Annotated in this window: 19 protein-coding genes and 1 pseudogene; 9 read left to right on the top strand and 11 right to left on the bottom strand. The window is 68.8% G+C overall.

Annotated features, from left to right (window positions below; translation table 11 throughout):
- Positions 1-72 precede the first annotated feature (72 nt).
- The 4 genes from ACZ5XZ_RS26670 (at position 73) to ACZ5XZ_RS26685 (ending at position 3,602) form a co-directional block, all read left to right on the top strand.
- Positions 73-357, top strand: coding sequence for a hypothetical protein (locus tag ACZ5XZ_RS26670; RefSeq protein WP_468982328.1), 285 nt, complete (start codon positions 73-75; stop codon positions 355-357).
- Positions 358-392: 35 nt separating this feature from the next.
- Positions 393-1,430 carry a hypothetical protein gene (locus ACZ5XZ_RS26675; RefSeq protein WP_468982330.1) on the top strand — a complete coding sequence of 346 codons (1,038 nt, stop codon included), beginning with the start codon at positions 393-395 and terminating at the stop codon, positions 1,428-1,430.
- A gap of 89 nt (positions 1,431-1,519) precedes the next feature.
- Entirely contained in the window at positions 1,520-1,801 is a 282-nt protein-coding gene (locus tag ACZ5XZ_RS26680) for a hypothetical protein (protein WP_468982332.1), read from the top strand.
- Positions 1,802-1,877: 76 nt separating this feature from the next.
- Complete coding sequence (locus tag ACZ5XZ_RS26685; protein WP_468982334.1) at positions 1,878-3,602, top strand: protein kinase domain-containing protein; 1,725 nt, start codon at positions 1,878-1,880, stop codon at positions 3,600-3,602.
- A gap of 14 nt (positions 3,603-3,616) precedes the next feature.
- On the opposite strand, the gene ACZ5XZ_RS26690 is transcribed toward ACZ5XZ_RS26685, so the two are convergent.
- The 3 genes from ACZ5XZ_RS26690 to ACZ5XZ_RS26700 form a co-directional block, all read right to left on the bottom strand.
- On the bottom strand, positions 3,617-4,552 hold the full coding sequence (locus ACZ5XZ_RS26690; RefSeq protein WP_468982336.1) for a helix-turn-helix domain-containing protein: 936 nt from the start codon (positions 4,550-4,552) through the stop codon (positions 3,617-3,619).
- An 87-nt stretch (positions 4,553-4,639) separates the two neighbouring features.
- Positions 4,640-5,071 (bottom strand): hypothetical protein, encoded by a 432-nt coding sequence (locus tag ACZ5XZ_RS26695; protein ID WP_468982338.1) that lies wholly within the window; start codon positions 5,069-5,071, stop codon positions 4,640-4,642.
- Between the two features lie 254 nt (positions 5,072-5,325).
- Positions 5,326-5,697 (bottom strand): peptidoglycan-binding domain-containing protein, encoded by a 372-nt coding sequence (locus ACZ5XZ_RS26700; protein ID WP_468982341.1) that lies wholly within the window; start codon positions 5,695-5,697, stop codon positions 5,326-5,328.
- Positions 5,698-5,938: 241 nt separating this feature from the next.
- Between ACZ5XZ_RS26700 and ACZ5XZ_RS26705 the strand changes: the two genes are divergently transcribed.
- Positions 5,939-9,676: an nSTAND1 domain-containing NTPase gene (locus ACZ5XZ_RS26705; RefSeq protein WP_468982344.1), complete on the top strand. Its 3,738-nt coding sequence runs from the start codon at positions 5,939-5,941 to the stop codon at positions 9,674-9,676.
- Between the two features lie 16 nt (positions 9,677-9,692).
- Here ACZ5XZ_RS26705 and ACZ5XZ_RS26710 read toward each other — a convergent pair whose 3' ends face one another.
- From ACZ5XZ_RS26710 to ACZ5XZ_RS26735, 6 genes are all read right to left on the bottom strand, one after another.
- The gene (locus ACZ5XZ_RS26710) at positions 9,693-14,072 is read right to left on the bottom strand and encodes a tetratricopeptide repeat protein (protein WP_468982347.1); all 4,380 of its coding nucleotides are present in this window, start codon (positions 14,070-14,072) and stop codon (positions 9,693-9,695) included.
- Between the two features lie 471 nt (positions 14,073-14,543).
- A complete protein-coding gene (locus ACZ5XZ_RS26715; RefSeq protein ID WP_468982348.1) occupies positions 14,544-15,140 on the bottom strand; it encodes a hypothetical protein in 597 nt (198 codons plus the stop codon).
- Positions 15,141-15,424: 284 nt separating this feature from the next.
- Positions 15,425-15,700 (bottom strand): hypothetical protein, encoded by a 276-nt coding sequence (locus ACZ5XZ_RS26720; RefSeq protein WP_468982495.1) that lies wholly within the window; start codon positions 15,698-15,700, stop codon positions 15,425-15,427.
- Between the two features lie 349 nt (positions 15,701-16,049).
- Positions 16,050-16,952 carry an iron uptake transporter permease EfeU gene (gene efeU / locus ACZ5XZ_RS26725; protein ID WP_468982351.1) on the bottom strand — a complete coding sequence of 301 codons (903 nt, stop codon included), beginning with the start codon at positions 16,950-16,952 and terminating at the stop codon, positions 16,050-16,052.
- A 154-nt stretch (positions 16,953-17,106) separates the two neighbouring features.
- On the bottom strand, positions 17,107-17,718 hold the full coding sequence (locus ACZ5XZ_RS26730) for a hypothetical protein (RefSeq protein WP_468982353.1): 612 nt from the start codon (positions 17,716-17,718) through the stop codon (positions 17,107-17,109).
- A gap of 12 nt (positions 17,719-17,730) precedes the next feature.
- Positions 17,731-18,348: a hypothetical protein gene (locus tag ACZ5XZ_RS26735; protein WP_468982354.1), complete on the bottom strand. Its 618-nt coding sequence runs from the start codon at positions 18,346-18,348 to the stop codon at positions 17,731-17,733.
- 269 nt (positions 18,349-18,617) lie between these two features.
- On the opposite strand from ACZ5XZ_RS26735, the gene ACZ5XZ_RS26740 reads away from it, so the two are divergent.
- From ACZ5XZ_RS26740 to ACZ5XZ_RS26750, 3 genes are all read left to right on the top strand, one after another.
- A complete protein-coding gene (locus tag ACZ5XZ_RS26740; protein ID WP_468982357.1) occupies positions 18,618-19,022 on the top strand; it encodes a cupredoxin domain-containing protein in 405 nt (134 codons plus the stop codon).
- Between the two features lie 326 nt (positions 19,023-19,348).
- Positions 19,349-19,759: a VOC family protein gene (locus ACZ5XZ_RS26745; RefSeq protein WP_468982358.1), complete on the top strand. Its 411-nt coding sequence runs from the start codon at positions 19,349-19,351 to the stop codon at positions 19,757-19,759.
- Complete coding sequence (locus ACZ5XZ_RS26750) at positions 19,701-19,994, top strand: SgcJ/EcaC family oxidoreductase (RefSeq protein ID WP_468982498.1); 294 nt, start codon at positions 19,701-19,703, stop codon at positions 19,992-19,994. Before ACZ5XZ_RS26745 ends, ACZ5XZ_RS26750 begins: the two co-directional genes overlap by 59 nt.
- 9 nt (positions 19,995-20,003) lie before the next feature.
- Here the strand turns inward: ACZ5XZ_RS26750 and ACZ5XZ_RS26755 are convergent, their stop codons facing one another.
- Together ACZ5XZ_RS26755 and ACZ5XZ_RS26760 are read right to left on the bottom strand one after the other, a co-directional pair.
- Complete coding sequence (locus tag ACZ5XZ_RS26755) at positions 20,004-20,309, bottom strand: hypothetical protein (RefSeq protein WP_468982360.1); 306 nt, start codon at positions 20,307-20,309, stop codon at positions 20,004-20,006.
- 301 nt (positions 20,310-20,610) lie between these two features.
- Positions 20,611-21,318: a hypothetical protein gene (locus ACZ5XZ_RS26760; RefSeq protein WP_468982361.1), complete on the bottom strand. Its 708-nt coding sequence runs from the start codon at positions 21,316-21,318 to the stop codon at positions 20,611-20,613.
- Positions 21,319-21,742: 424 nt separating this feature from the next.
- On the opposite strand from ACZ5XZ_RS26760, the pseudogene ACZ5XZ_RS26765 reads away from it, so the two are divergent.
- Positions 21,743-21,833, top strand: a pseudogene (locus tag ACZ5XZ_RS26765) (transposase); the annotation flags it as partial.
- Positions 21,834-21,983 lie beyond the last annotated feature (150 nt).

Genomic DNA, 21,983 nt, shown 5'->3' on the forward strand with positions numbered 1-21,983 from the left:
CGTTCACGGTCAATGACAGCAAGGGGCCACGACGCGAGAATTTTCGTGTGTTGCACATAGGGGGAGCGACTGATGTCACGCGAGAGAATTGTTGCCGCCGAGAACCTTCAGCAGGTAATGAATCAACTCGTAGCGAAGATAGAGGGTTTTGTCTCACTGCGCGATGCGCAGCGTAGGTCTCTTCTCGGAACTCCGCAGAGCGACAACTGGCGAGGCGCAAAACGTAACCAGTTCGAAGGCGAGTTCGCTCGTCACCAGGCGGCTCTCAAAGACCTCAGGGACGCGGCCCGCAAGTTCCAGGCACAAGCGGCCCGGGCGGCGGCTGATGCCCGGGCCGCCGAGAAGCCCAGACCGTAAGCGGGACCAGCATGAGTACGGTATCGGCGATTCCGATGAACTTGCACAAGTACACCGCCACCTGCAATCGGGGGGCGGTGGAGTTACAGATTTGGGCACGGACGGTTCTGGCGCCCGCGATGCGTGAATTTCGGAAGTACCACGGGTGCACCATGCAGGACTTTCTGGACGAGTCCCTCGCCAAGGAGGTACTCGCCACGTACTGTTCCGATCGGAATGTCGAAGTCGTCGCCCGTGCCTTCGAGTTGGCCGACTCGCGGGGCGAAGTCGACATGTCCGCGCCTGGCTTGGCAACCGTTCCTCTCCGGGCCGACGACCAGGCCGTGAACTCGGCCTTTGAACGACTGGAGAAGGAAGCGGCCCGTCAGCGGCGGGAGCAGGAAGAGCGCGAACGCCTTTTGGTGGGGCCCTACGCCATGCCCGTGACACGTCCCGCGGTTCTCGCCCCCGAGCTCAAGGACGCGGGAATGCTGCCTCTCCCCGCCGTGGATCCCGACGGCTCGCGCTTCTCTCCCGAAGAGGACTCGGTCCTGAGCTGGATGGAGGTGCACCGGGATGTGATCCTCCGGGAAGCGCGAGCGAGGAACATCGACCCGAAGGCCATTGTTGCCGCCATCGCGTGGGAGGCGTTGGAGAACAAGACTCTCCTCAGCCCGTTTCCCTATGGCCAGTTGCTTGGTCGGCAGTGGGTCGGACCCGGCAAAGTGCATGTCGACACCCTTGTCGTGAAGCAGATCGAGTCCGGGGATTACGGCTACTACCTCCCCCGTAAAAGCTCGGGGGAGCGTGCGGCCCTGCTCCGTACTCCTGAGGGGTCGATCAGGTACATAGCCGCGATCATGGGTGCCTTCGCTGATGCGACGGACAGGGACAGGAACCACGGAAGTATCCGTCACCACGTCCCGGTACTCGTCGACCTGTACCAGGGAAGAGACCTGAAGAGTTGGCAAGAACTCCTCCGAAACAAGCCCCCGGGTGAACCGTTCAGGACCGGCAACAGCATGGGCAAGTGGGCTGAAAGACACCGGAAGTTCCTGGACACCTGGGATGAGATGAGCCCCACGCCTCCGTGAGAGGGGGCGGTCCGATCAGGCAGGACGTTGAACTACCTGCCCATCGGAAATCACCTGACTCGCCATCGAAACAACACAGGGGAAACATCATGGCAGGCACAGTAAAGGTCGACGACGCCGCGCACGCCGCGAGCGGGAAGTTCCTCAACATCATCAACGGCGGTCTCGATCAGTCCATCAACCAGCTCTCGCAGGCCGGGACCACCCTGAGCGACCAGAGCCACTGGGACGGCAAGCACGCCGCCGAGTTCCGTGCCGCCTGGCACAGCGCCGAGGCCGACCTGAAGAAGATCAAGGATTCGCTGGCGCAGTTCCAGCAGAAGTTCAACAGGATCCTGCAGAACATCTCCCAGGCCGGCGGCAACGGCTGACCGGTTCCCCTGCCGTAGCCGGGAGCGCCGTAGCTGGGACTCCACGTCGTCGCCAGAACTCCACGAGGAATCACCCATGTCTGAGACAGATCCGGCCCACCCCTGGACGGGGGAGCTGACCACCGCGGACCTCGACCGGCTCGGCGCCGAGCCGCTGCGCCGGTCGGACCCGGTGGCCGTCGGCCCCTACCGGGTGCTCGCCCGGCTGGGCGGCGGGGGGATGGGCCGGCTCTATCTCGGCCGGGACGCGGAGGTGGACGCGGACGGGGCCGCCGCCTACGGGGCCCCGTCCCTGGTCGCCGTCAAAGTGATCCGGCCGGAGCACGCCGAGGACCCGCGGTTCCGGCGCCGCTTTGAGCGCGAGGTCGAGGCGGTACGGCGGGTCCACGGCAAGTACACCGCCCGGCTGCTCGGCTCCGGCTTCGACGATGAGGAGCGGCTGTGGATGGCGACCGCCTACGTCGCCGGGCCGGGTCTCGACGACGCCGTGGACCGATTCGGGCCGCTGCCGGCACCGGTCGTGTGGCGGCTCGCACAGGAGGTCGGCGAGGCGCTCGCCACGATCGCTGCCACGGGGATCGTCCACCGCGATCTCAAGCCGTCCAACGTCCTGCTGGCGGCGGACGGGGCGCGGGTCATCGACTTCGGGGTCGCCCACACCGCCGACGCCAGCGTCCTCACCATGACGGGTCAGCACGTGGGCACCCCGGCGTTCATGTCCCCCGAGCAGGCCGACGGGCGAAGAGTCACCACCGCGTCCGACGTCTTCTCACTCGGCTCGGTCCTGGTGCACGCGGCGACCGGCAGGGCGCCGTTCGGCGACGGTTCGACGGCCGACGTCATCCACCGCGTCATCTACTCGCCGCCGAGCGAGCAGGTCGTCGCCCAGGTCGCGGAGTCCGACGCGACACTGGCGGAACTCATCGGCCGGTGCCTGGAGAAGGACGCGGCCGACCGACCCAGCCCTCAGGACGTGGTCGACGCCGCTCGGCGGCAGGCCCCGGCACAGGAGTGGCCCGCACCCGTCGCGGAGCTGATCGGGGCGCGCGGCGAGTGGAGCGGCCGCGCCGCGGCCGTGTCCTCCACGGACCAGCTGACGGTCCTCCGCCGCGGTACGCCGAAGCGCACCGGCGGGCCGACGCCCCCACGGCGCCGTCGCCGCCTTGCCCTGGGTGCGGCGGCGGCCGTGGCCTGCACCGCGGTGGCCGGCGCCGTGTTCCTGTTCACCGCGCCAGGTTCGGACGGGTCGCCCTCGGACCACGCGAAGAGCGCCGCCTCCGCCGGCCACTCCCGGTCCGCCGCCCCCAAGAAGCCGGCGAGTCCGCGCCCCACGAAGTCGCCGGACGTGCCGCCCGCCAAGCCCGCCAAGCCCGCCAAGCCCGGCACCTCCGCGCCGCCCGCGGCCCCGCCTCCCGCCGATTCCCAGGCTCCCACCCCGCCCGACGACCCACCGGCGGCACACGGAGAGGGGGGCGAGGGCGGGGGCGACGTCGGTCCCTGGGACCCCGCGCAGCCCCCGCCCCCGCGCCCGCCCCGCGCGACGCAGCCACCACCGGCGAAGCCGTGGCAGACCTGCCAGTACTACTCCGGTGCCTCGCTCACCCAGTACGGCGACAAGGGGAAGCGCGTCCGCCAGGTGCAGTGCATCCTCAAGGCGCGCGGGTACGACATCGGCCCCCGCGGCGTGGACGGGGCTTTCGGCCCCGACACCCGCACGGCGGTCAAGAGCTTCCAGCGCGACCACCACCTCGACGCCGACGGCCAGGTGGGGGTGAAGACCTGGCCGGCGCTGCGCGGCTGACCGCCCACGCGCCCCTACGGATGCGTCCGCCGCCTGCGGTACTCGCCGGGGGTGACCCCGTACGCCTTCTTGAAGGCCCGGCTGAACACCGCCGCGTCCCTGAAGCCCCACCGCGCCCGGATCGCGCCCACGCTCTGCTCCGTGAGACACGGGTCGGTCAGGTCGGCCCGGCAGCGTTCCAGCCGCCGCGCGCGGACGAACCCGCCGACCGTCTGCTGCTCCTGCTGGAAGAGCAGATGCAGGTACCGAACCGAGATGTGATGGGCCGTGGCGATCACCGTCGGCGACAGCTCCGGGTCTCTCAGATGGCGTTCGATGTGTGTCTTGATCTCCCGTAGGAGCGCGGCCTGCCGCGGAAGCGGCGACGCGAGGTCCCCCACGTCCGTCAGGCCGGTGAGGAACGCGACCGCGAGGCCGACGGCCGCCCGGCCCAGCCAAGCCGCCTGCCGGGGCTCGACCGCGGTGGCATGTCCCCCGAGTTGCTCGACGAAGCGCGCGAGGAGAGCCGCCGGCCCGGCCCGCGACGACACGGGGCGCGCTTCCATGTCCCGCAGCGCAGGGCAGGGAAGCGGTAGAACACCCTCCGGTAGGTGCAGGACCATCGCCCGCGGCGTCGCCTCCTCTTCGGCCGACACCGCGTCGAAAGGCTCCGACGCGTCCCACAGGACCAGGTCGCCGGGCTCCAGGCGGATCAGCCGGCCGCCCCGACCCAGCGTCACCGGCCCGTCGGCCACCAGGACCAGCTGCCAGCTCCGCTGCTCGTGGCGCTGGACGGGCCGGCCGGTGCGGACCGAGGACGGTAGGGAGATCGGGGACGGTGCGGGGAGAGCGGGGAAGCGCAGTACGGACATCCGCACCGGCCCCAGCTCCAGCTCGGCCGGGCGGTCCGGCCGGTCGTGACCGACCGTCCGCAGGGCCCCTGACCGCGGTGAGGGCGTGAGCGATGGCAAGAGGTGCTGCCTTTCCCGGAACGCTCCGGCTGTCCGGAACGCTCGACTGTGGGTGGCTGAAGCCTCGGCACGCTGCCAGGAGCGTGCTCAGTAGACCTTGACGTGGAGTTCGAGGGCCGGGAAGCGCGGATCCAGGGTGTTCGCGGCGTCGGTCCGGACGGTGACCGCGTAGGGCTTCCCGGCTCCGTGGTCCTTGTCGTCCCCGATGACACACACGGTTTTCCCCGCGAGATTGCGCACGTCGAGAGCGAAGTCGGTGTCCCAGTCCTTGTTGCGGGCGGCTGCCGCGCATGCGCGGCCCGAAGCGGGGAGGGACTTCACCAGGCCCTTGGGGCCTTCAAGGTCGAGCTTCGCGGCGCCACTACAGGTGCCTCCGTAGCGCATCCGGCGCCGGTCGTGCGGGGGAGCGCCGGCCGAGGTCGTGCTGTCGGGATCGGCGACCACCACCTTGAGGTCTTCGGTGACCACGAAATCAACCCGCTCGCCGGTCTTGGGGTTCGTGCAGACAGGAGCCGGCATCTTCACCGTCCTGACCCCGGCAACTGCCGTGAGGCGAGAGGCGAAGGCAGGCGGCCTGCCGTGAATCTTCAGGGCTGAGCCGTCGCTGTCACAGGCCGTGAGAGCCACGAGGCCCACTGCGAGTAAGGGAAGGAGCTTGCGCATCGCGGTTGTTCCTCTGCGGTGTGCGTGCCTGACACTCGACACGCCGCGGCCGAAGGGGGAGTCGGGTTGCGGCCCGGGCCCGTGTGCGGCCCGGGCCGCTGTCTGGCGGATCAGCCGTTACGGAGCTTGGCCCACGTGTTGTCGCCGACCTTGCCGTCCTTGGACAGGCCGTGGCGTCCCTGGAAGGTCTTCACGGCATCCTCGGTCCGCTTCCCGAAATCACCGTCGACGCCGTCAGGACCGACGGAGATGTTGAACCAGTAGACGAGCAGGCACTGGATCTCCTTGACGTGGTTCCCCCGGTCGCCCCGGTCGGCGTACTTCGTCCCGTCGTGCCAACCGCAGTAGTTCCCGGCCACGGTCGACTCCGCGCGCGCCTGCGCCGGGACTGCTGCCGTAGCGGTCGCGGCAGCGCCGCCCAGGATGCCGGCGGCGAGGAAGCCGGACGCGAGCGCTGTGGTGAGCTTCTTACGACTAAGCACGGTTCTCCTTCTGAAGGTCCGTCACGGGTGCCTGTCGTGGCATCCGGGAACGACTACACCGGCTCGCGGATTTTTCATCACCCCTGCTCCGGGCCCTGAACAATCCCGTGGACGCGGTGGCCGGGGCGTCCGAGGACGGCTGGTTGGCCGAGAGGTCCCTGTTCGCGACCGGTGGCCGTCCGTAGGTTGATGCCGTAGATCATTTGGGGGAGGGGGACGGGTGGGGCGCAGGGAGAAGCCGGTGGATCCGGCCGCGGGACCGGTGCAGCGCTTCGCGTTCGAGCTGCGCAAACTGCGGCAGGAGGCCGGCGGGCTGTCGTACCGGGTGATGGCGGAGCGCACCCGGTACTCCATCACCGCCCTGTCACAGGCGGCGGCGGGGGAGAAGCTGCCCTCGCTCCCGGTCGTCCTGGCGTATGCGACGGCATGCGGGGGTGACCCCGCCTCGTGGGAACGGCGCTGGCACGAGGCCGTCCGCGAGGACGCCGAGCGGCTCTCCCCGGGGCCGGACGAGGAGGGGCCGGCGCCCTATCAGGGCCTGGCGCGCTTCGAGCCGGCCGACCACGAGCGCTTCTTCGGCCGGCAGCGGCTCGTCGACGAGGTGAGCGACGTCCTGCGCCGGCACAGGTGCGCCGCCCTCGTCGGCCCCTCCGGAAGCGGCAAGTCCTCCCTGTTGCGCGCCGGTGTGATCCCTCGCCTCCAACGGGAGCAGGATCCCGTCCTGCGCCCGGCGGCACTGCGGGTCCTCACACCCGGCGAGCACCCCCTGCGCACCCACCGCGAGGTTCTCGCGCCCGCCCCCGGGAACGGCGACACCTGGCTGGTCGTCGACCAGTTCGAGGAGGTCTTCACCCTCTGCCGGGACGCCGGGGAGCGCGCGGAGTTCATCGAGCTGCTGCTGACCGCCAACGCCTCCGACAGCCGGCTGCGCGTCGTCCTGGGCATCAGGGCCGACTTCTACGGCAGCTGCCTGGAGCACCCCGGGCTGGTCCCGGTGCTGCGCCGGGCGAGCGTGCCGATCGGCCCCATGACACCTGAAGAACTGCGGGAAGTCGTCATCAAACCCGCTGCCGCACGGGGCCTGATCGTGGAACGGGCGTTGACGACCCGGCTCGTCGAGGAGGTGGCCGACGAGCCCGGCGGCCTGCCGCTGCTGTCCCATGCCTTGCTGGAGACCTGGCGCCGACGGCGCGGCCGCACCCTGACGACGGGCGCCTACGAGGCCGCCGGGGGTCTGCACGGCGCCATCGCCCAGACCGCGGAGAACCTGTATGCCGCACTCTCACCGAACCAGCGCGTCATCGCCCGGAGGATCCTGCTGCGGCTCATCACCCCCGGTCAGGGGGCCCCGGACACGCGCTGCCCGGTGGACCGCTCAGCACTGGGGACTCCGCACACCGACGCGGGCGAGACCGGCGCGGTACTGGAGCGCCTGGCGCGGGCCCGGCTGATCACACTCGACGAGGACACCGCCGACCTCGCGCACGAAGCGCTGATCACCGCCTGGCCTCGGCTACACGGCTGGCTCGACGAAGACCGCGAGCGGCTGCTCCTGCACGACCGGCTCAGACAGGACGCGCGCACCTGGGAGGAACTGGACAAGGATTCCGGATCCCTCTACCGGGGCGTGCGTCTGGCAGAGGCCGAGGAGGCGTTCGGCCCCGGCGCGGCGGCGGACGAACTCACCGCGACGGAGGCCGCGTTCCTGGCCGCCGGCCGCACCGCGCGTACCCGTGAGCGCAGGCGCCGTCGCAGCCTGGCGGCCTCCCTGGCCGTCCTCGTCGTACTGTCCCTGATCGCGGGTGTGGTGGCCTGGCAGCAGAACCGCGCGGGCGACCAGCGGCATTCGGAGGCCACGTCACGCCGGATCGCCTCCATCGCGCAGAACATGTCCGCCACCGACCCTGTCACGGCGCTGCGGCTCGGTGTCGCCGCCTGGCGCATCAGCCCCACGACGGAGGCCAGGGCGGCACTCCTGGGGGCGGCGACGCAGCGGGAGCAGGGGGCGTTCTCCGTTCCGGTGACCGGAAGCGACGAAGTACGGCTGATCAGCGAGGACGGCCGGACGCTGGTCAGCATCGGCAACAACGGACCGTCGAGGGCCTGGGACGCGGTCACCCATGAGCGCATCGGGTCCTTCTCCCTGCCGGAGGGGGCCGGATTCACGGATCTTTCGCCGGACGGGCGGCGGATGCTTGTGGACACGGATGACGAGCTGCAACTGCGGCAGGTGACGAACGGGCGACCGCTCGGCCCACCCCTCCACGTGAGCGGGGGCACAGGGTTCTTCACCCCGAGCGGACGCCTGCTCCTTCTCCACGACACGGGCATCCGGCTGTGGGACATACAGCGACGGCGCACCATATTCCAGCGGCCCAACGTCGACCAACGGCAATCGGCCGTCAGCGCCGACGACCGACTCCTGGCCTTCTGCCCTGAGGCCGGATCGCTGGAGATATGGGATATCAAGGGACACCGGCGGCTCCCCGCCTTCCCCGCAGCCGCACAGCAGGCAGCATGCCCTGCGGGGGAATCCCTCGATGACGAGATGAGCTTCGATCCGACCGGCCGCCACCTCGTGGTCGCCGGCGGTAAGGGGGTCAGGAGATGGGACCTGGCCTCTCGGCGTGAACTTCCGTCGATCCACTGGTCCGGAGCGCAGATCTACTCGTTCAGCCCGGACGGCGGATTCCTGGTCGCCGCCGTCAACCAGGAGATCCTGCTGTGGCGCCTCTCCGCCCCCGACCACCCCGTCTTCCGCCACCGGCTGGTGACTCCGAACGTCAGCGCCCTACATGCCGATCCGCGCTCCGGAGTGATCCGCTACCTGGCAGGGTTCGACACGGCAGCGGTCTACACCCTGTGGGCGGGCCGCTTGTTCGAGCACGGCTGGCAGCAACAGGGCAGTGTGGCAGCGGTGTTCAGTCCGGATGGCAGCACCGTTGCCACCATGAGGAGACGGGGCCGCACCGCCCGCTTCACGGTGCGCTCGACGCGGGGCGGCGGAGCGGCAGACGACCTGCCGCCGTACGACTGCGGCTTCGCGCGCGACAGTGCGGACCCGTTTCGCGAGTGCGTGCCCTTGATGGCCTTCAGCCCCGACGGCCGGCGATTCGCCTATAGCGTCAGCGTTCAGGGGGAGGATGAGGATGCCGGGATGACGGGACCGGGCTCGATCACCCTGCGGGACGTGCGCGGGCGCACCCACACGACCCGGGTCGACGTCATCACCAAAGAGGACGAGACGCCGGTCGACGCGGTTGCCTTCACCGCCGACAGCCGGTCCCTTCTCACCTACCGTGGCAGCTCGCAGGTGCTGGACACCTGGGACCCGAAGAGCGGGAAGCGCCTTCGGCGGCAGTCGCCCGCGGAGGACTCCAACACCGGCTACACCAGGACGTTCTCCCTGCCCGGCGGGATGGCGGTACGTCCCGACGGGAGATTCCTCGCCGTTAGCTACGGCGCCCACTTCCCCCTTCCCGGTGGCCGCCCGGCGCTGCGCAGCCTGACATTGGAATCGGCCACCGCCATCACCTACAGCCGTGACGGCGAACACCTCGCCATTGGAGAGAGCTCCGGACGCGTCACCGTCTGGAACCGCGACGCCACCCGCCGCATCGCCGTACTCCCGCTGGACTCCGGCGGACCCGGCATCGAGGCCGTCACCGCCCTGGCCTACTCGCCGGACGGCACCATCCTGGCGACGGCGAACAAGGCCGGCACGGTGCGGCTCTGGGACGCGGCCTCCAGCCGCCCCCTGGGCGGGGCCCTGCCCACTCCCGGCGACCCGGTCCGTGCCCTCGCGTTCAGCGCGGACGGCGCAACCCTGCTCGTCGCCGGCCGGAACGTCCCCCTCCAGACGTACGCGGTCGATCCGGAGCGGATCGCCGCAGAGGTGTGCCGCCGCGCGCAGGGAGGTCTGAGCCGTACCGAGTGGGCCACGCACATCCCGGATCTCGATTACCGGCCGCAGTGCTGAGGGGTCCGCCGCGCCTTCAGTCGCCAGGACCGGTGCCCGGATCCGGCTGCTGCAGAACGGCCATCGAAATTCGGGCGAATCGTTGGTACAGGGTCAGGAAGCTTCCTCGCAGATCCGAGAGGTCCGGGATCACCGGATAGATCCGATGGAGATGCACGAGGAAGAACTTGAACGTGTCCCGTTCAAGGTCCGTCCCGCCGCCGCTCAGGAATCCGGGGAAGTTGGCGAGTGCGGTGTGGAACTCGCCGACGTATCTACCGAGCTGGGATTCGACGGCCGAGACGTCCGCACCGCCCGATGAGGCATAGACGAGTTCACGGGCCAGCAGTCGACTGCTCTCCGTGAGAACCTCCCGGGTCAGGTCGGCAGGCCAGTCCCGCTGGACGGAGGTGAAGAAGAGGACCAGGCTTGTGCTGTAGAACAGGAGCCAGCGGCGATCGATTTTCGATCGTTCCCTGCCCTGCATCCGAAGAGCCTCCGCGGAGCGGGCGGCAGAGGTGACGATATGGTCCTCGATGGCCGTGTTGATCCGCGCGCCGAGGCTTCTGGAGGCGTTCATGACCATTCTGGCCAGGCTCTCGGGTGACTCGGGACGCGTGACCAGCGGTTCCGTGATCGGCACATGGTGCTGTTCGACTTCGGACGCGGCCCGTTCGAAGTCGGCAACGAGGTCCGTGAACCCGGCATCCCCCCTGAAACTGGGTTCGACCCGCGTGAGGATCATGCGCAGCCCCGCCCCCCAGGGCCTCCGCTCGCTCGCCTCCAGCGCCACGTAGATCCGCACCGCCCGGCCGAGCCCCTCGAATGCTGCGGAGCGGTCACCCCCGTTGCCGTAGCCCACCGCTGACATGGTCCAGAGATTGATCCCCGCAGCCGCTGGACTCGTGAGTTCCGCGACCTGGGCGAACAGCCGGCCCGCTTCGAGCTGTAGCCCGGCCTGTGAGCCGGCTTCCATGACGTTGTCAAGACTCCCGCTCAGGGCATCGAGCCTTGAGGGGTCGAGGGCGAGGAGCGCCAGGATGCCGACGCGATAGCTGCCGAAGGCTTCGCGAGGGTGGCCTGCACGGAACTGGTTGGAGCCCAGGTTTACCTGGGCCGTCGCGTGTTCACGCGAGCCTTCGCCGAACAGCCGCTGCGCTGCTTCGACGACCCGCAACTGGCATGCGACCGCCTCCTCGTACCGGCCGGCCGCGACGATGTCGAAGGACTGCTGCAGCAGGGCCGCGTCTTCGGCGTGCTCGGTTGGCGGTGGCAGCAGCAGGCCCGGATGGAGATCGGCGTACAGGCGCCGACAGCCATCGAGAAAGAGATAACGGTCGGCGTGGGACACCCAGGCGGCGACCACGGGGTGGGTGAAGTCCCGGACCGCACCGGGCTCGCCGCGGAGCGTGTCGACGCGCTCGTCCAGAACACGGACGAAACTCTTGGCTTCCGCCTTCGACAGCTTTTCGTGGACGGCAGCCGCGAGGACCACGAGGATCCACAGGGCCTGCCCGCTGACGAGGAATCGGGTCTCCGACGCTTCGTCGCGGATGCCGAGCCCGTACGCTGCCGTGCGTACGAACGCGCTGAGGACTCGCCCTTCGGCGGTGGCGTCCGGCGGGACGGCTGACCGGTGCACTGCATCCGCCAGCGCGCGGACCTTTGCGGGGTCGCAGGCCTTCACAAGGTCGAGAATCTGCAGTGTTCTGAGGATCGCCCACAGTGCGGCGTCGCCCCTCGGAGCGAGATCCAGGCATCGGGTGAGCAGGTCGCATGCCTCGTCCGGGCGACCGCAGGCCATCAGGCTGGTGAAGTAGGCCATGGCGATCTCGGCCACCATGGGCTGCCCGAGGTTGCGGAACTCGCCGCAGCGCGCGAAGGCATCCTCGAACGTGGCCAGCGCCTCGTTCGACTCACCCATCTTGAACATGATCCAGCCGCAGGCCAGCGACGCCGACGCCAGCCGCAGGCTGTGCTCACCGTAGAACTGCCGGACCAGGGCGACGCTCCTGTTCGCAAACCCTCGCGCCTCATCCAGCACACCCTGGTCGGCGAGGACTCCTGCGATGGCCTGATAGGCCTCGCTGAGGGCCACCTGGTGGCCCGGTTCCGTCTCGTAGGAAGCGATAACGGTCCGCAGAAGAGGCTCGGCTTCGGCGTTCCGCCCCTGATACCACAACGCTGCTGCCAGGTTGGCCCGCAGCGGCCGCAGTGCGGGACCGGAGGGAGCGCCGAACGCCGCGATGGTGCCGACGCAGAGCTCCTCGGCCCGGCGGAAGTCCCCCGCCGACAGGTGTGCGTCGACGGCCTCCATCACGGCGGCCACCGTCAGCGGGTGCGTGGCGCCGAGATGAGCGCGTCTCAGCTCCACCGCCCTGTCCGCCAGCGCGCCCGCGAGCACGAACACGCCGAGCGCCCTCACCAGCACCGACAGGTCGAGCAGCCAGTGGCTGTGTTCCCGGGGGGCGAGTTCCGCAGTCGAGCGCTGTATCTCCGCGATGTGACGCAGCACCGCTTGCGCGGATCCGGTCCCGACAATCGCCTCCATCAGCGCATCACCGCCGTCGGCCGCGATGCTGGCCTTCATGAAGCCCGGTGACCTCACCAGTGTCCCCAGCGTCCGCGAGGCACCGTCGGCCGCGGCCAGCTCGGCGAGCAGCAGGGCCTCTCTCCCCGTTGCCCGATCGGCATCAGCGAGCAGATGCTCGATGAGCAGTGTCCGGCATCGCCGAAGCCACGACTCGTCGACAGTCGATCGGTAGGACGCCTGCAGACGTGCGGCGGGGACGCCCGTCATGCCGACGTCCTCCAGGAACGCGTCGAAGTGGTCACGGAGGCGGTACCAGATCAGCGGGGGTACCTCACCCATGAACGGCTGATGAGGAAAGTGCTCGACGAGTTCGGCGTAGACAGCCGGGTCGCGGCGGCAGACTCCGAGGAACTCCCGATCGGTCAGGCCGAAAGGACTCAGGGAGCACAGCCCCAGGAAAAGCCGGCAGATATCTTCCGCGAACGGTGCGGTTTCGCCGGCGCTCGCCACCGACACCGGTGCCGGTGGATCGTTTTGATCGTCGACCGGCACGATCGCGGCATCGGCCAGCGTCCCGGCGAACGGCTCGTCGCATGCCAACAACAGACGTGTCGGTACCGCGTTACGCCACAGCCACTCGGTGGCCGCGGGCCGTGCACCCTCCCGCACCAGGTCGAGTCCATCGATGACGACGAGCAGCGGCTCGTCATCTGCGGCCGCCGTGAGCCGGGCGACCATCCGCTCCAAAACGGCCGTGGTGCCCAAAGCGGCCACGGCCTTGATTTCCTCGTCGGTGATCGGCGCGCGGCTGCTCAGGCATGCCAGAGCGGTGGCGAAGGTCCGCAAGTTCTGGAGTTCGGGCGAGCGAGCGACATCGAGGTGGACGACAAGGGCAGCGGGCTCCTGTCGGCTCAGCACCTCGCGGGCATGCGCCAGGGCCGTCCTCCTCCCGGCGCCGGCCGGACCGACCACGGCCAGCACGTTCGCCTGTGCGGCGGCGGACCTCAGCGCGTCCTTCGTCTGCTCGGACGCCGGCATGCGCTCTGCGTCCTCGAGACGGCCGGTTGCCTGGAAGCACTGGAAGTAATGGCTGCGGGTTCCCCGTTGCTTGGCGAGGAGGACTCGCGCCGCCAGCAACTCCGTGCAGGTGGCGACGAAGGCCTCTGCCTCCGCAATGCACTCGCGGGCCCGGTCCCCGAACGCCCGGGCGACCCGCTCCCTCATCTCGAACTGGGAGCTCTCCGGCGCGCCGGCCGTGCGGATGACGGCCACGGCCCCTTCGTTCTGGTGCGGCCCGGCAAGGGTTGCCGACCGTAGGATCTCCTGGTGTGTGAGGCTGTGGCCGAGCTCCCGCCGCAGCGCCTCAGCAGTATCGCCAGTGCAGGTGAGCGCCCGCAGGAGAGCCCCGGCGCCGTCGCCCATCACCATGCGCGTGGCGCCGCTCACCGCGGGCGAGTCATCACGCAGGAGCAACCCCGGCCTCCCGCCCCTCGACGGGTACATCTCACCGAGCGCCTCGGCCAACACGTCGGCGTCTTCGGACCGTATCGACCTCAGGCTTGCCTGGATCTCGTGGAGGGCATCTGCCCGAACACGCGCGGGCGCGAGTCGGCTGCCGGCCCGGTCGGCCAGCAGCACGAGAAAGTTGAGCTCCGGTGAGACGTCGTGGCAGCGGTCGACCTCGCGAAGACAGATGTCGATGATCTTCTCCTGGGCCACGTCCAGCGGAGTCACGCCCCAGCGCAGATCGGAGAGCTCAAAGGCCAGACCGAAGTGCCGACACATCTCGTCGACCACCGGAGCAACCTGGCTGTGGAGGAGTTGGCGTTCGGTGGAGAACTCGGAGAACGTCGACGAGACAAACACCCTGACCTGGTTGCTCACCGGCACCGCCTCGACCGCGTCACGTTGAACCCTGTGTGTGTCACAGTGCCGTCCCCGCACAGGCGTCGGGCCTGCCAGAAGCCAGGGAGGCACGCTGCTCCCGTGGTGGATCAACGATCAACGCCGTGATGCACAGGATCGGAGAGGTCATCAGGAGGAGCACCTCCCCTGTACCAGGCCCCCGCATTGACCCGGTCGGCTGTCTTTCTGTGGCTCTCGCGGCGTCCAACCGATCGCATGGCGCCAAGCCAAGTCCCTATGGAGTAGGCGCCGTTGAGTGCGGGCGCGCCGTCGCTTCTCCACACTGTCCACGCGAACCAGTGTGAACCAGGACGAACCAGCTGTCTGCCCCTGATGGGCTACTGACGACTTTCCCGTTGAGTTCTCGGAGTCACTGAGCCCTTTCGGGCGCGGCCACTGATCGGGTGACGCACGTGCACCAGTGAGAGGTTGGGCAGCCGGCTGCCGGCGTCATCTCGTGGGCATGACGGTGGCAGGGAGATGAACCTCCAGCACGACTGCGGTGCCGGCCACGGTCCGGTCCTCGTGCATGCTGATCCGTTGGCCGACTTTGACGTCCGTCCAGTGAGAGGGGGTGAGGGGAACGAGGCGGACAGTGGCTCGGCCACCGGGCTCCAGAGTGGGCATGTCCTCGACCCAGAGCCCGGCGATGCTCACCGAAGCACTCCCGGTGGGTGAGAGGTTCCCGATATCCCACATGGGCCGCAGAACACCGTGACCGGAGACTGGTGTCCTGCGTCGCGCCTCTGTGGCTGGACGGAGTGTCAGATCCGCCCGGACCATTCCGTTTCGGATCTCGGAACACCGCCAGTGGCACCAAGCCGCACTCCGCTCAAGGCGGAGCTGCTCAGCCGCCTCGGCAAGCTGCTCCCAGAACGTCAACGGCAAGGGATGTCCGTCCCCGAGCTCCTCCAGCAGGCTCAGAGCGATCTGCCATTCGTCATGGGCGAGGTAGTCCCAGACGTCTCGCACCGTGATGTCGTTTTCGGTAGCGACCTCTTCCTGGACCAGGAGGGAAGCCGATTCGAGCAGCTCGGTGACATCCATACGGTCATTGTCGACCACGTTGTCAGGCTGCGTCGCCCCGCTCTCGTTCGACGGCGACGAGCCGGATCTTGAGCCGGTGGCCGAATCAACGGGCAGTCGCGGCTGATGGGGATTAATTCGGGCGCGCCGAAGTGCCACGCGGGGGAGCGTGCGTATCGGGGTGGGTGGGTATCGCAGCCTTTTCGACCGTAGTGGGTGAGGTTGGCGCGCTAAGCGCTGGAAGAGGTGCTTCGCGCTCAGGGGGCACTGGTCGCCCGTGCCCCCTGAGCTCGGCGGAAGCACTGTCAGAGGCGCCGCAGCCAGGCGGCCGCACCGTGTCCGACCCCGAGGTAGATCAGCGCGGGGAGGGCGTAGTTGAAGAAGACCCGCAGCCCTTCCGTGTCCATGATGAAGATGTCCTGCGACCAGCCGGCGAGCCAGTCGGCCACACCGTGCACGAAGTCGACGAAGGCATTCGCCTGATTCGCTTCGAGCAGATACAGCAGGATCCACAATCCGAGAAATGCCGCGGCGACATCCGCGAGGCTGTGAATGATCAAGGCGAGTCGACTCTTGTCGATGCCTCGCTGATTGCCGCGCGAACTCCTTCTGCTGTACGCGGCGTTCGGAACGTCGCCGTACGGGGCCGCTGGGGCGGAGCGGTGAGGAGAGGGTGAATTTCTGCCACGCGGGGCATGCGCTCCGTCAATAGGCAGTGGGGCCGTATCGCCGACGTCCTGCGCGTGTCCGCAGTCATCAAGGCGCCGTGCGGCCGATACGCAGTCGGCACTACCTACAGCGGCGCGTGGGGCGAGAGTGCACTGCTTCCCTGTCGGGGGTCCCGGTGCAGGCGGAGTAGGCCACACCGCCAGTGCGGGGCTGGGGCTGGCGCCCGTCAGCGGCTCGCGCTCAGCGGTTCGCGCTCGGCGGTCACCCGGCCGACGGCGACCCCTCGGATTCCGGCCGCTCCGTCGTCGGCCCGGTGGTCGTCGGCCTGGTGGTCGTCGGTCCGGTGGTCGTCGGTCCGGTGGTCGCCGTGCGCGCCGGACGTACGAAGAGGAAGAGCACCGGTGCGAGGTAGAGCGCCCAGACGAGGGATTGCAGCACGCTGGGGTTCGGCTGGAAGTTGAAGATGCCCTTCAGCAGGGTGCCGTACCAGCTCTCCGGCGGAATCGTCGCGCTGATGTCGAACAGGCGGTTGTCCAGGCCGGGCAGGATGTCTGCCTCCTGCAGGTCGTGGACGCCGTACGCGAGGACGCCGGCCGCGACGACGACCAGCAGGACGCCGGTCCAGATGAAGAACTTGGCGAGGTTGATCCGCAGCGCGCCGCGGTAGAACAGCCAGCCGAGTGCGACGGCGGTGAGGAGGCCGAGGACGGCTCCGGCCAGCGGGCGGGCTCCGTCGTCCGTGGCCTGGACCGCGGACCAGACGAACAACGCGGTCTCGATGCCCTCGCGGCCTACGGCGAGGAAGGCGGTGACCACCAGCGCGCCGGTGCCGACGGCCAGGGCCTGGTCCAGCTTCCCGTGCAGCTCGGCCTTCAGATGCCGGGCGGTGCGGCGCATCCAGAAGACCATCCAGGTCACCAGGGTCACGGCGAGGATGGACAGGCCGCCGCCGAGCATCTCCTGGGCCTCGAAGGTCAGCTGGGAGGAGCCGAACTGCAGCACCGCCCCCACGCCCAGGCTGAGCGCGATCGCGATCCCCACGCCGAGCCAGATGGGCGGCAGTTTGCGCTGGTTGCCGGTCTTGACCAGGTAGGCGACGAGGATGCAGACGACGAGGCTGGCCTCAAGACCCTCGCGCAGGCCGATCAGGTAGTTCGCGAACACACGGTCTCCTTGGACGCGTTCGTGTGGTGTGCATTGCGGTCGGTCGTATTGCCGCCGTCGGTCGTATTGGCGCTGCCGGTCGTGTTGCCGCCGTCGGTCGTGTTGGCGCTGTCGGCGGTGCTGCTGCCGCCGTCGGTCGTGCTGCCGCCGTCGGTCAGGAGTGGCTGTTCAGGAAGCCGACCAGGCTGGCGCCCCACCAGCCGAGCTGGCTGACGGCGGTCGCGGCGCCCGCCTGAACGCGCAGGCGGCGCGGCACCCCGGTGGCTTTGTGCTGGTCGAGGCGCTGCCCGAGCCAGTGGGCGTAGAGGCAGTTGAGGGTGATGGCCAGCACGAGCCCGAGCTTGACCAGCGTCAGCGGTGCCGCCAGGTTCGGGCGGAGGAACGAGCCGGTGACGACCAGCCCGGCCAGCCCGAGCCAGATGGGGACCTGCAGGGTGCAGGCGGTGTTCAGAACGTCGGACAGCCGGCGCCGTCCGAGCATCCACAGGACGCCGAACCAGTCGACGGCGAGCACAGCGCCCAGCCCGACGATGAGCGCGACGAGATGCAGAAAGCGGGCCGCGGCCTGCAGCGGCGGGTCGGCGTGCAGGTGGCCGGACGCCCAACAGGCACCCGCCAGTGCGGCGGTACTCAGGACGCCCAGCGCGGCGAGCGCCCAGACCGGTGTCGCCGGGTGGGCGTTTCCGCCGCCGCTCTCGGGAGGCTCGGCCCACCCCGGCACCCGGGCGGACCCGGTAACCGGGACGGGCAGCATTCTGTCGGACATCTGGGACACCGGTCAGTTCTCCGGCTTGAGCTTCACGTTGCGGAAGGTGGCGGTGGTCTTCTCGCCCAGCGCGGGCTTCTCACCGCTGGCGCCGTGACGCAGGAACGTCGGCCGATCCAGCGTGGCACGCAGCGTGTACGTGCCGGCCTTGGGGATCGAGAAGTTGGTGGCGTAGTGGAAGAACTCGGCGTAGTAGAAGTTCAGCTTCTGCGCCTGGACGACCTTGCCCTTGCCGTCGAGGACTTCGAGGCGGATGGGGACATCCGGGACGATACGGCCGGTCTTGGCCTCCATCGGGATGATCTCGATGTGGTGGGTCTCGTTCTTGGTCGGCTCGCGGTGGACCAGCTTTCCGTGCTCGCCGTGCTCACCGTGGAACCACGGCTCGGCCGCCTCGACGATGTACCCCACGCGGTACTCGCCGGCGCGGGTCTCGCCACCCTTGGCCTTGATCTCCGCCTCCAGGATGGTGTGCTGATGCGCCACACCGGCCGGCGCGGTCTCCTTCGCCTGGCCCTTGGCCGGGCTGTTCGCGTCCTTGCCGGAATCGGCGCCGCCGCAGGCGGTGAGGGCGAGGGCGAGCGGGACGGCCAGAGAGAGTGAACGAAGCGGGAGTCTGATCCCTGACATGACTGAAAACCTTCGATCGGAAGTAAGGTGAGGCGAACCTAAGTGTCTGCCGTGCGCCCGTCAACTCATCCCGCAATGCGAACATGAGGTGCATAACGGGCGCCAAGAGGAGGCTTTCCGCTGGTCCAAGGGAAGTTGAGTTGCCATCAGTAGGCGCTGAGGTTCAGAAAGTAGCCGTCCGGTGGTCGGTATCTGGACAGGTGGGCGGCCCCCACGCCTACACTGCGCGCGCTTTCGTCCCCCGTCCCCGTATCGCACCAGGAGCCGTCATGCCCCCTCGCCTGCCCCGGCTTGCCACCGTTCCCCTGCTCGCCGTCGTCCCCTTCACCTTTCTGACCGCCTGCGCCGAGAAGAGCGACGGCGGCGACGCGAAGTCGGGAGCCATCACGGTCCAGGCAGCCGATGACACCTGCAAACTCTCCCGGACGTCCGCACCCGCCGGATCCATCGCCTTCAAGATCGCCAACGAGGGCAGCAAGATCACCGAGTTCTACCTCTACAGCCCGGACGGCAAGGTGGTCAGCGAGGTCGAGGGCATCGGCCCCGGCACGTCCCGCACGATGACCGTGAAGATCGACAAGGCCGGCTCGTACACCAGCGCCTGCAAGCCCGGAATGGTCGGCGACGGCATCCGGGGCGACTTCACCGTGACGGCGAAGAAGCAGCACGGCTGACTGCTCCTCGCTTCCTCGCTGAATACGTGTCCCCCCGGCGGGGACCCGGCGGCTACGGCCTGCGGCACGCAGATTTCGCCCCATGCGGAGCGATCGCCCGCCTGCTGCTGACCCACGCCGCCGGAGTCTCCCTGGGGCCCAGCTGAAGAACCTCATGCTCCGGGTACGGGATGTGCGGCAAGGCGGCGGTGGCCGCGGGCGTACCGACGTGCTTCACGATGGCGTGGACGCGGCTGAGTGCCTGACCTTGCGCGCTTTCCGAACCATCCGTCGACTGAGCAGTTTTGGATAAGTTTTCGTCCGGAGTCCCCAGTAGCGTGATGCACATGTTCACCGCAATCACGCATTCAGCGATTTACGTCCTGGACCAGGACGAAGCACTCGATTTCTACGTCGGCAAGCTCGGCCTGGAGGTCAGCGCGGACGTCGACATGGGCTTCATGCGCTGGCTGACCGTCAGCGTCCCCGGCCACCCCGAGCGCCAGATCCTGCTGGAGAAGCCGGGCCCTCCGGCGATGTCCCCGGAGATGACAGAGCAGGTTCGCGATCTGGTGACCAAGGGCGCGATGAGCGGCTGGCTCATTCTCACCACGGACGACTGCCGCAAGACGTACGAGACGCTGCGGGGCCGGGGCGTCGAGTTCACCGAGGAACCCACCGACCGCCCGTACGGAACTGATTGCGGCCTCCGCGACCCCTTCGGCAACCGCATCCGCTTCACCCAGCCAAAAGTCTGAGGACTGTCGAACGGTTGATCACGAGTTTGTCGGCCTCTTCCGGGCCGACGCGATCTGGACGACCGGTCACGGCAAGCGCCTCACCGGTCGCGATGAGATCTCGGCCTTCACGCACCAGGTGCTGCCTGGTGCGATGAAGGACTCGACGGTCACCTACGAGGTGGAGCTGTTCATCCGCCCCGACGTCGCCGCCGTCAAGGCTCACGCGCAGTACTGGACGGGCCTTGGGCAATGAGCGGCAGAGTCAGTCGCCGTCCTGTCCCATGGCGCAGCGACGTGCCTCGCGCCGGCCCGCGTAGCGCTCCTTGCGGTTGCTGGTCTTGACCATCCCCTGCCATTCCTTGCGGCAGGAACGCACAGTGCACCCCGAGCAGCAGGTGTGGCCGAACAGCAGCATGCCGGGGTGTGCCCAACGGCAGCGGGTGTCCGCTTCCTCCTGCGTCGGGTGCGGCGGCAGATCGCAGGCACCGTAGCGGTGATCGTGAATCGGCCGGGGGTCGTGCTCCGCGTGGCGCACCCACAGTGGCTTCGTCTTGTCCGTACGGGACATCTCGTTCCTTCCGGAACCGCCGCCCTGGCTCCCGGACATTCCGGGTGGGCGGCTAGGTTCGCCACTTCACGGCGTCACGCTCCTTCCTGTGGCTTGTGGCTTGTGTCCTGTTGTCTTGCGTCCGGTGTCTTGCGTCGCCAGCGCCGGCGCTGTTCGGCCGCGCCCCGCAACTTCGAGGCGGGCGCTTGAGGTTGAGGCTATTGTTGCGCTTCGGCCTCGCCGGCAAGCCCGCGCGGGGCCGCCAGTAGGCCGGGGTGCGGGCGGAAGTCTGCGAACTCGGTGAGCAGTCGGTGCCTGTTGGTCAGCCCACGCGCCCGCTCCACCAGACGCTTTCGTCAGGTCCGCTCCACAAGGCCCTTCGGTCCGGGGGCAAGTTCAGGCTCACCTCTACCCCCATCCTTTTCGCTGCGCTCGGAGGCAGGGCGAATCCCTGCGTCATCACCTTCTTCATTCCGGGCGGCAGGAGCGTTTTGTCCAGTCCGCGGGAATGGTCTTCGCCTTCGAAGATGGCTTCGGCCACCCGCCCATTAGCGTCCTTGGCTCCAATGCCGAGGAACTCCTCAAGATCCACCATGTTGGTCGAGCCGTTGCGGATCGTGACCTCCACAGCCAGTGTTCGGTTGCCCGGTGTAAATCCGCTTTGCCAGTCTTCTTCCATCTTGCGGGGGGTATACGGCTTGGGTGCCGAGACCGTCACCTGCACCCCATTCTTGAAGCACCAGGTGGTGTCGAAACCCACCGGGCCATTACCAGGTGCCGCAGCGGTCTTCGGTTTCGGGGAGGGTGAAGTGCTGGCCTTGGCCCCCGATGAGGTCGTTGTTTGCCGCTGGTCGGCCTGGCACGAGACCTGGTGGAAAGGGTCGGTGGCGGCCACGGCGCCATTGGCGCACCACACGGTGGCCAGCCCCCCAAGGACCGCGCCGGTCAAGCACCTGCCCCGGGTGCCGGCGTAACCCTGCTTCGCCCGCCGGGCCCCGAGAATCCCCAGGGCCAGCGCGGTGGTGGTCAAGATCCCCGCCACCCAAAACAGGACCCGGGCAGGGCCGGTCGAGCCGACGACGCCGAGGGTCGCGAGGATGAGGAGGCCGAGGACGGCGAGGGTGAGGGCTGCGACGCCAAGACCGTTGCGGGGCGGCCCGGGACGGGGAGCAGGCGGTCCGGGGGAGTCCGGCTCGGCCGGGCCCCTGGGAGAGTCGGCACCTGTGTGAGACGGCGGTGATATGTCTCCGCAGGAGGGTCCCACCTGCGGCTTCGGGGAATCTGCCATAGCCACTCCGTTCTTGCGACGTCCGGCCACGTGCCTGCTCGGGCACCGTCGCCGGGCGGTTGCGACCTTTCAGGTGCATGCGTTGCCTGGGGAGAGGGGCAGGAGACGCGACGGGTTGCTTCTATCGGTTGGGCTAGGGACTGTTTGGTGGGTCGGTGACGAGACAACCGGCATTCCGTGGCGCGATCCGCCCCCGGTTCGGGAAGTGGCAGACGGCATACGACCGGCACCGTCGATGGTCGGCAGATGGCAGATGGCAGATGGCAGATGGCAGATGGCAGATGGCACGTGACACAGGGTCCTGCGGGCCGTCCAGACCGACGCCGACGCCGACACCGACGCCGAGGACCGTATCGCCGCCGTGCCTTTCACGCCCCGGCGGTTGGCCCGCTGGTTCCGGCGTGGGG

This window comes from Streptomyces sp. NPDC033270 (assembly GCF_055576575.1).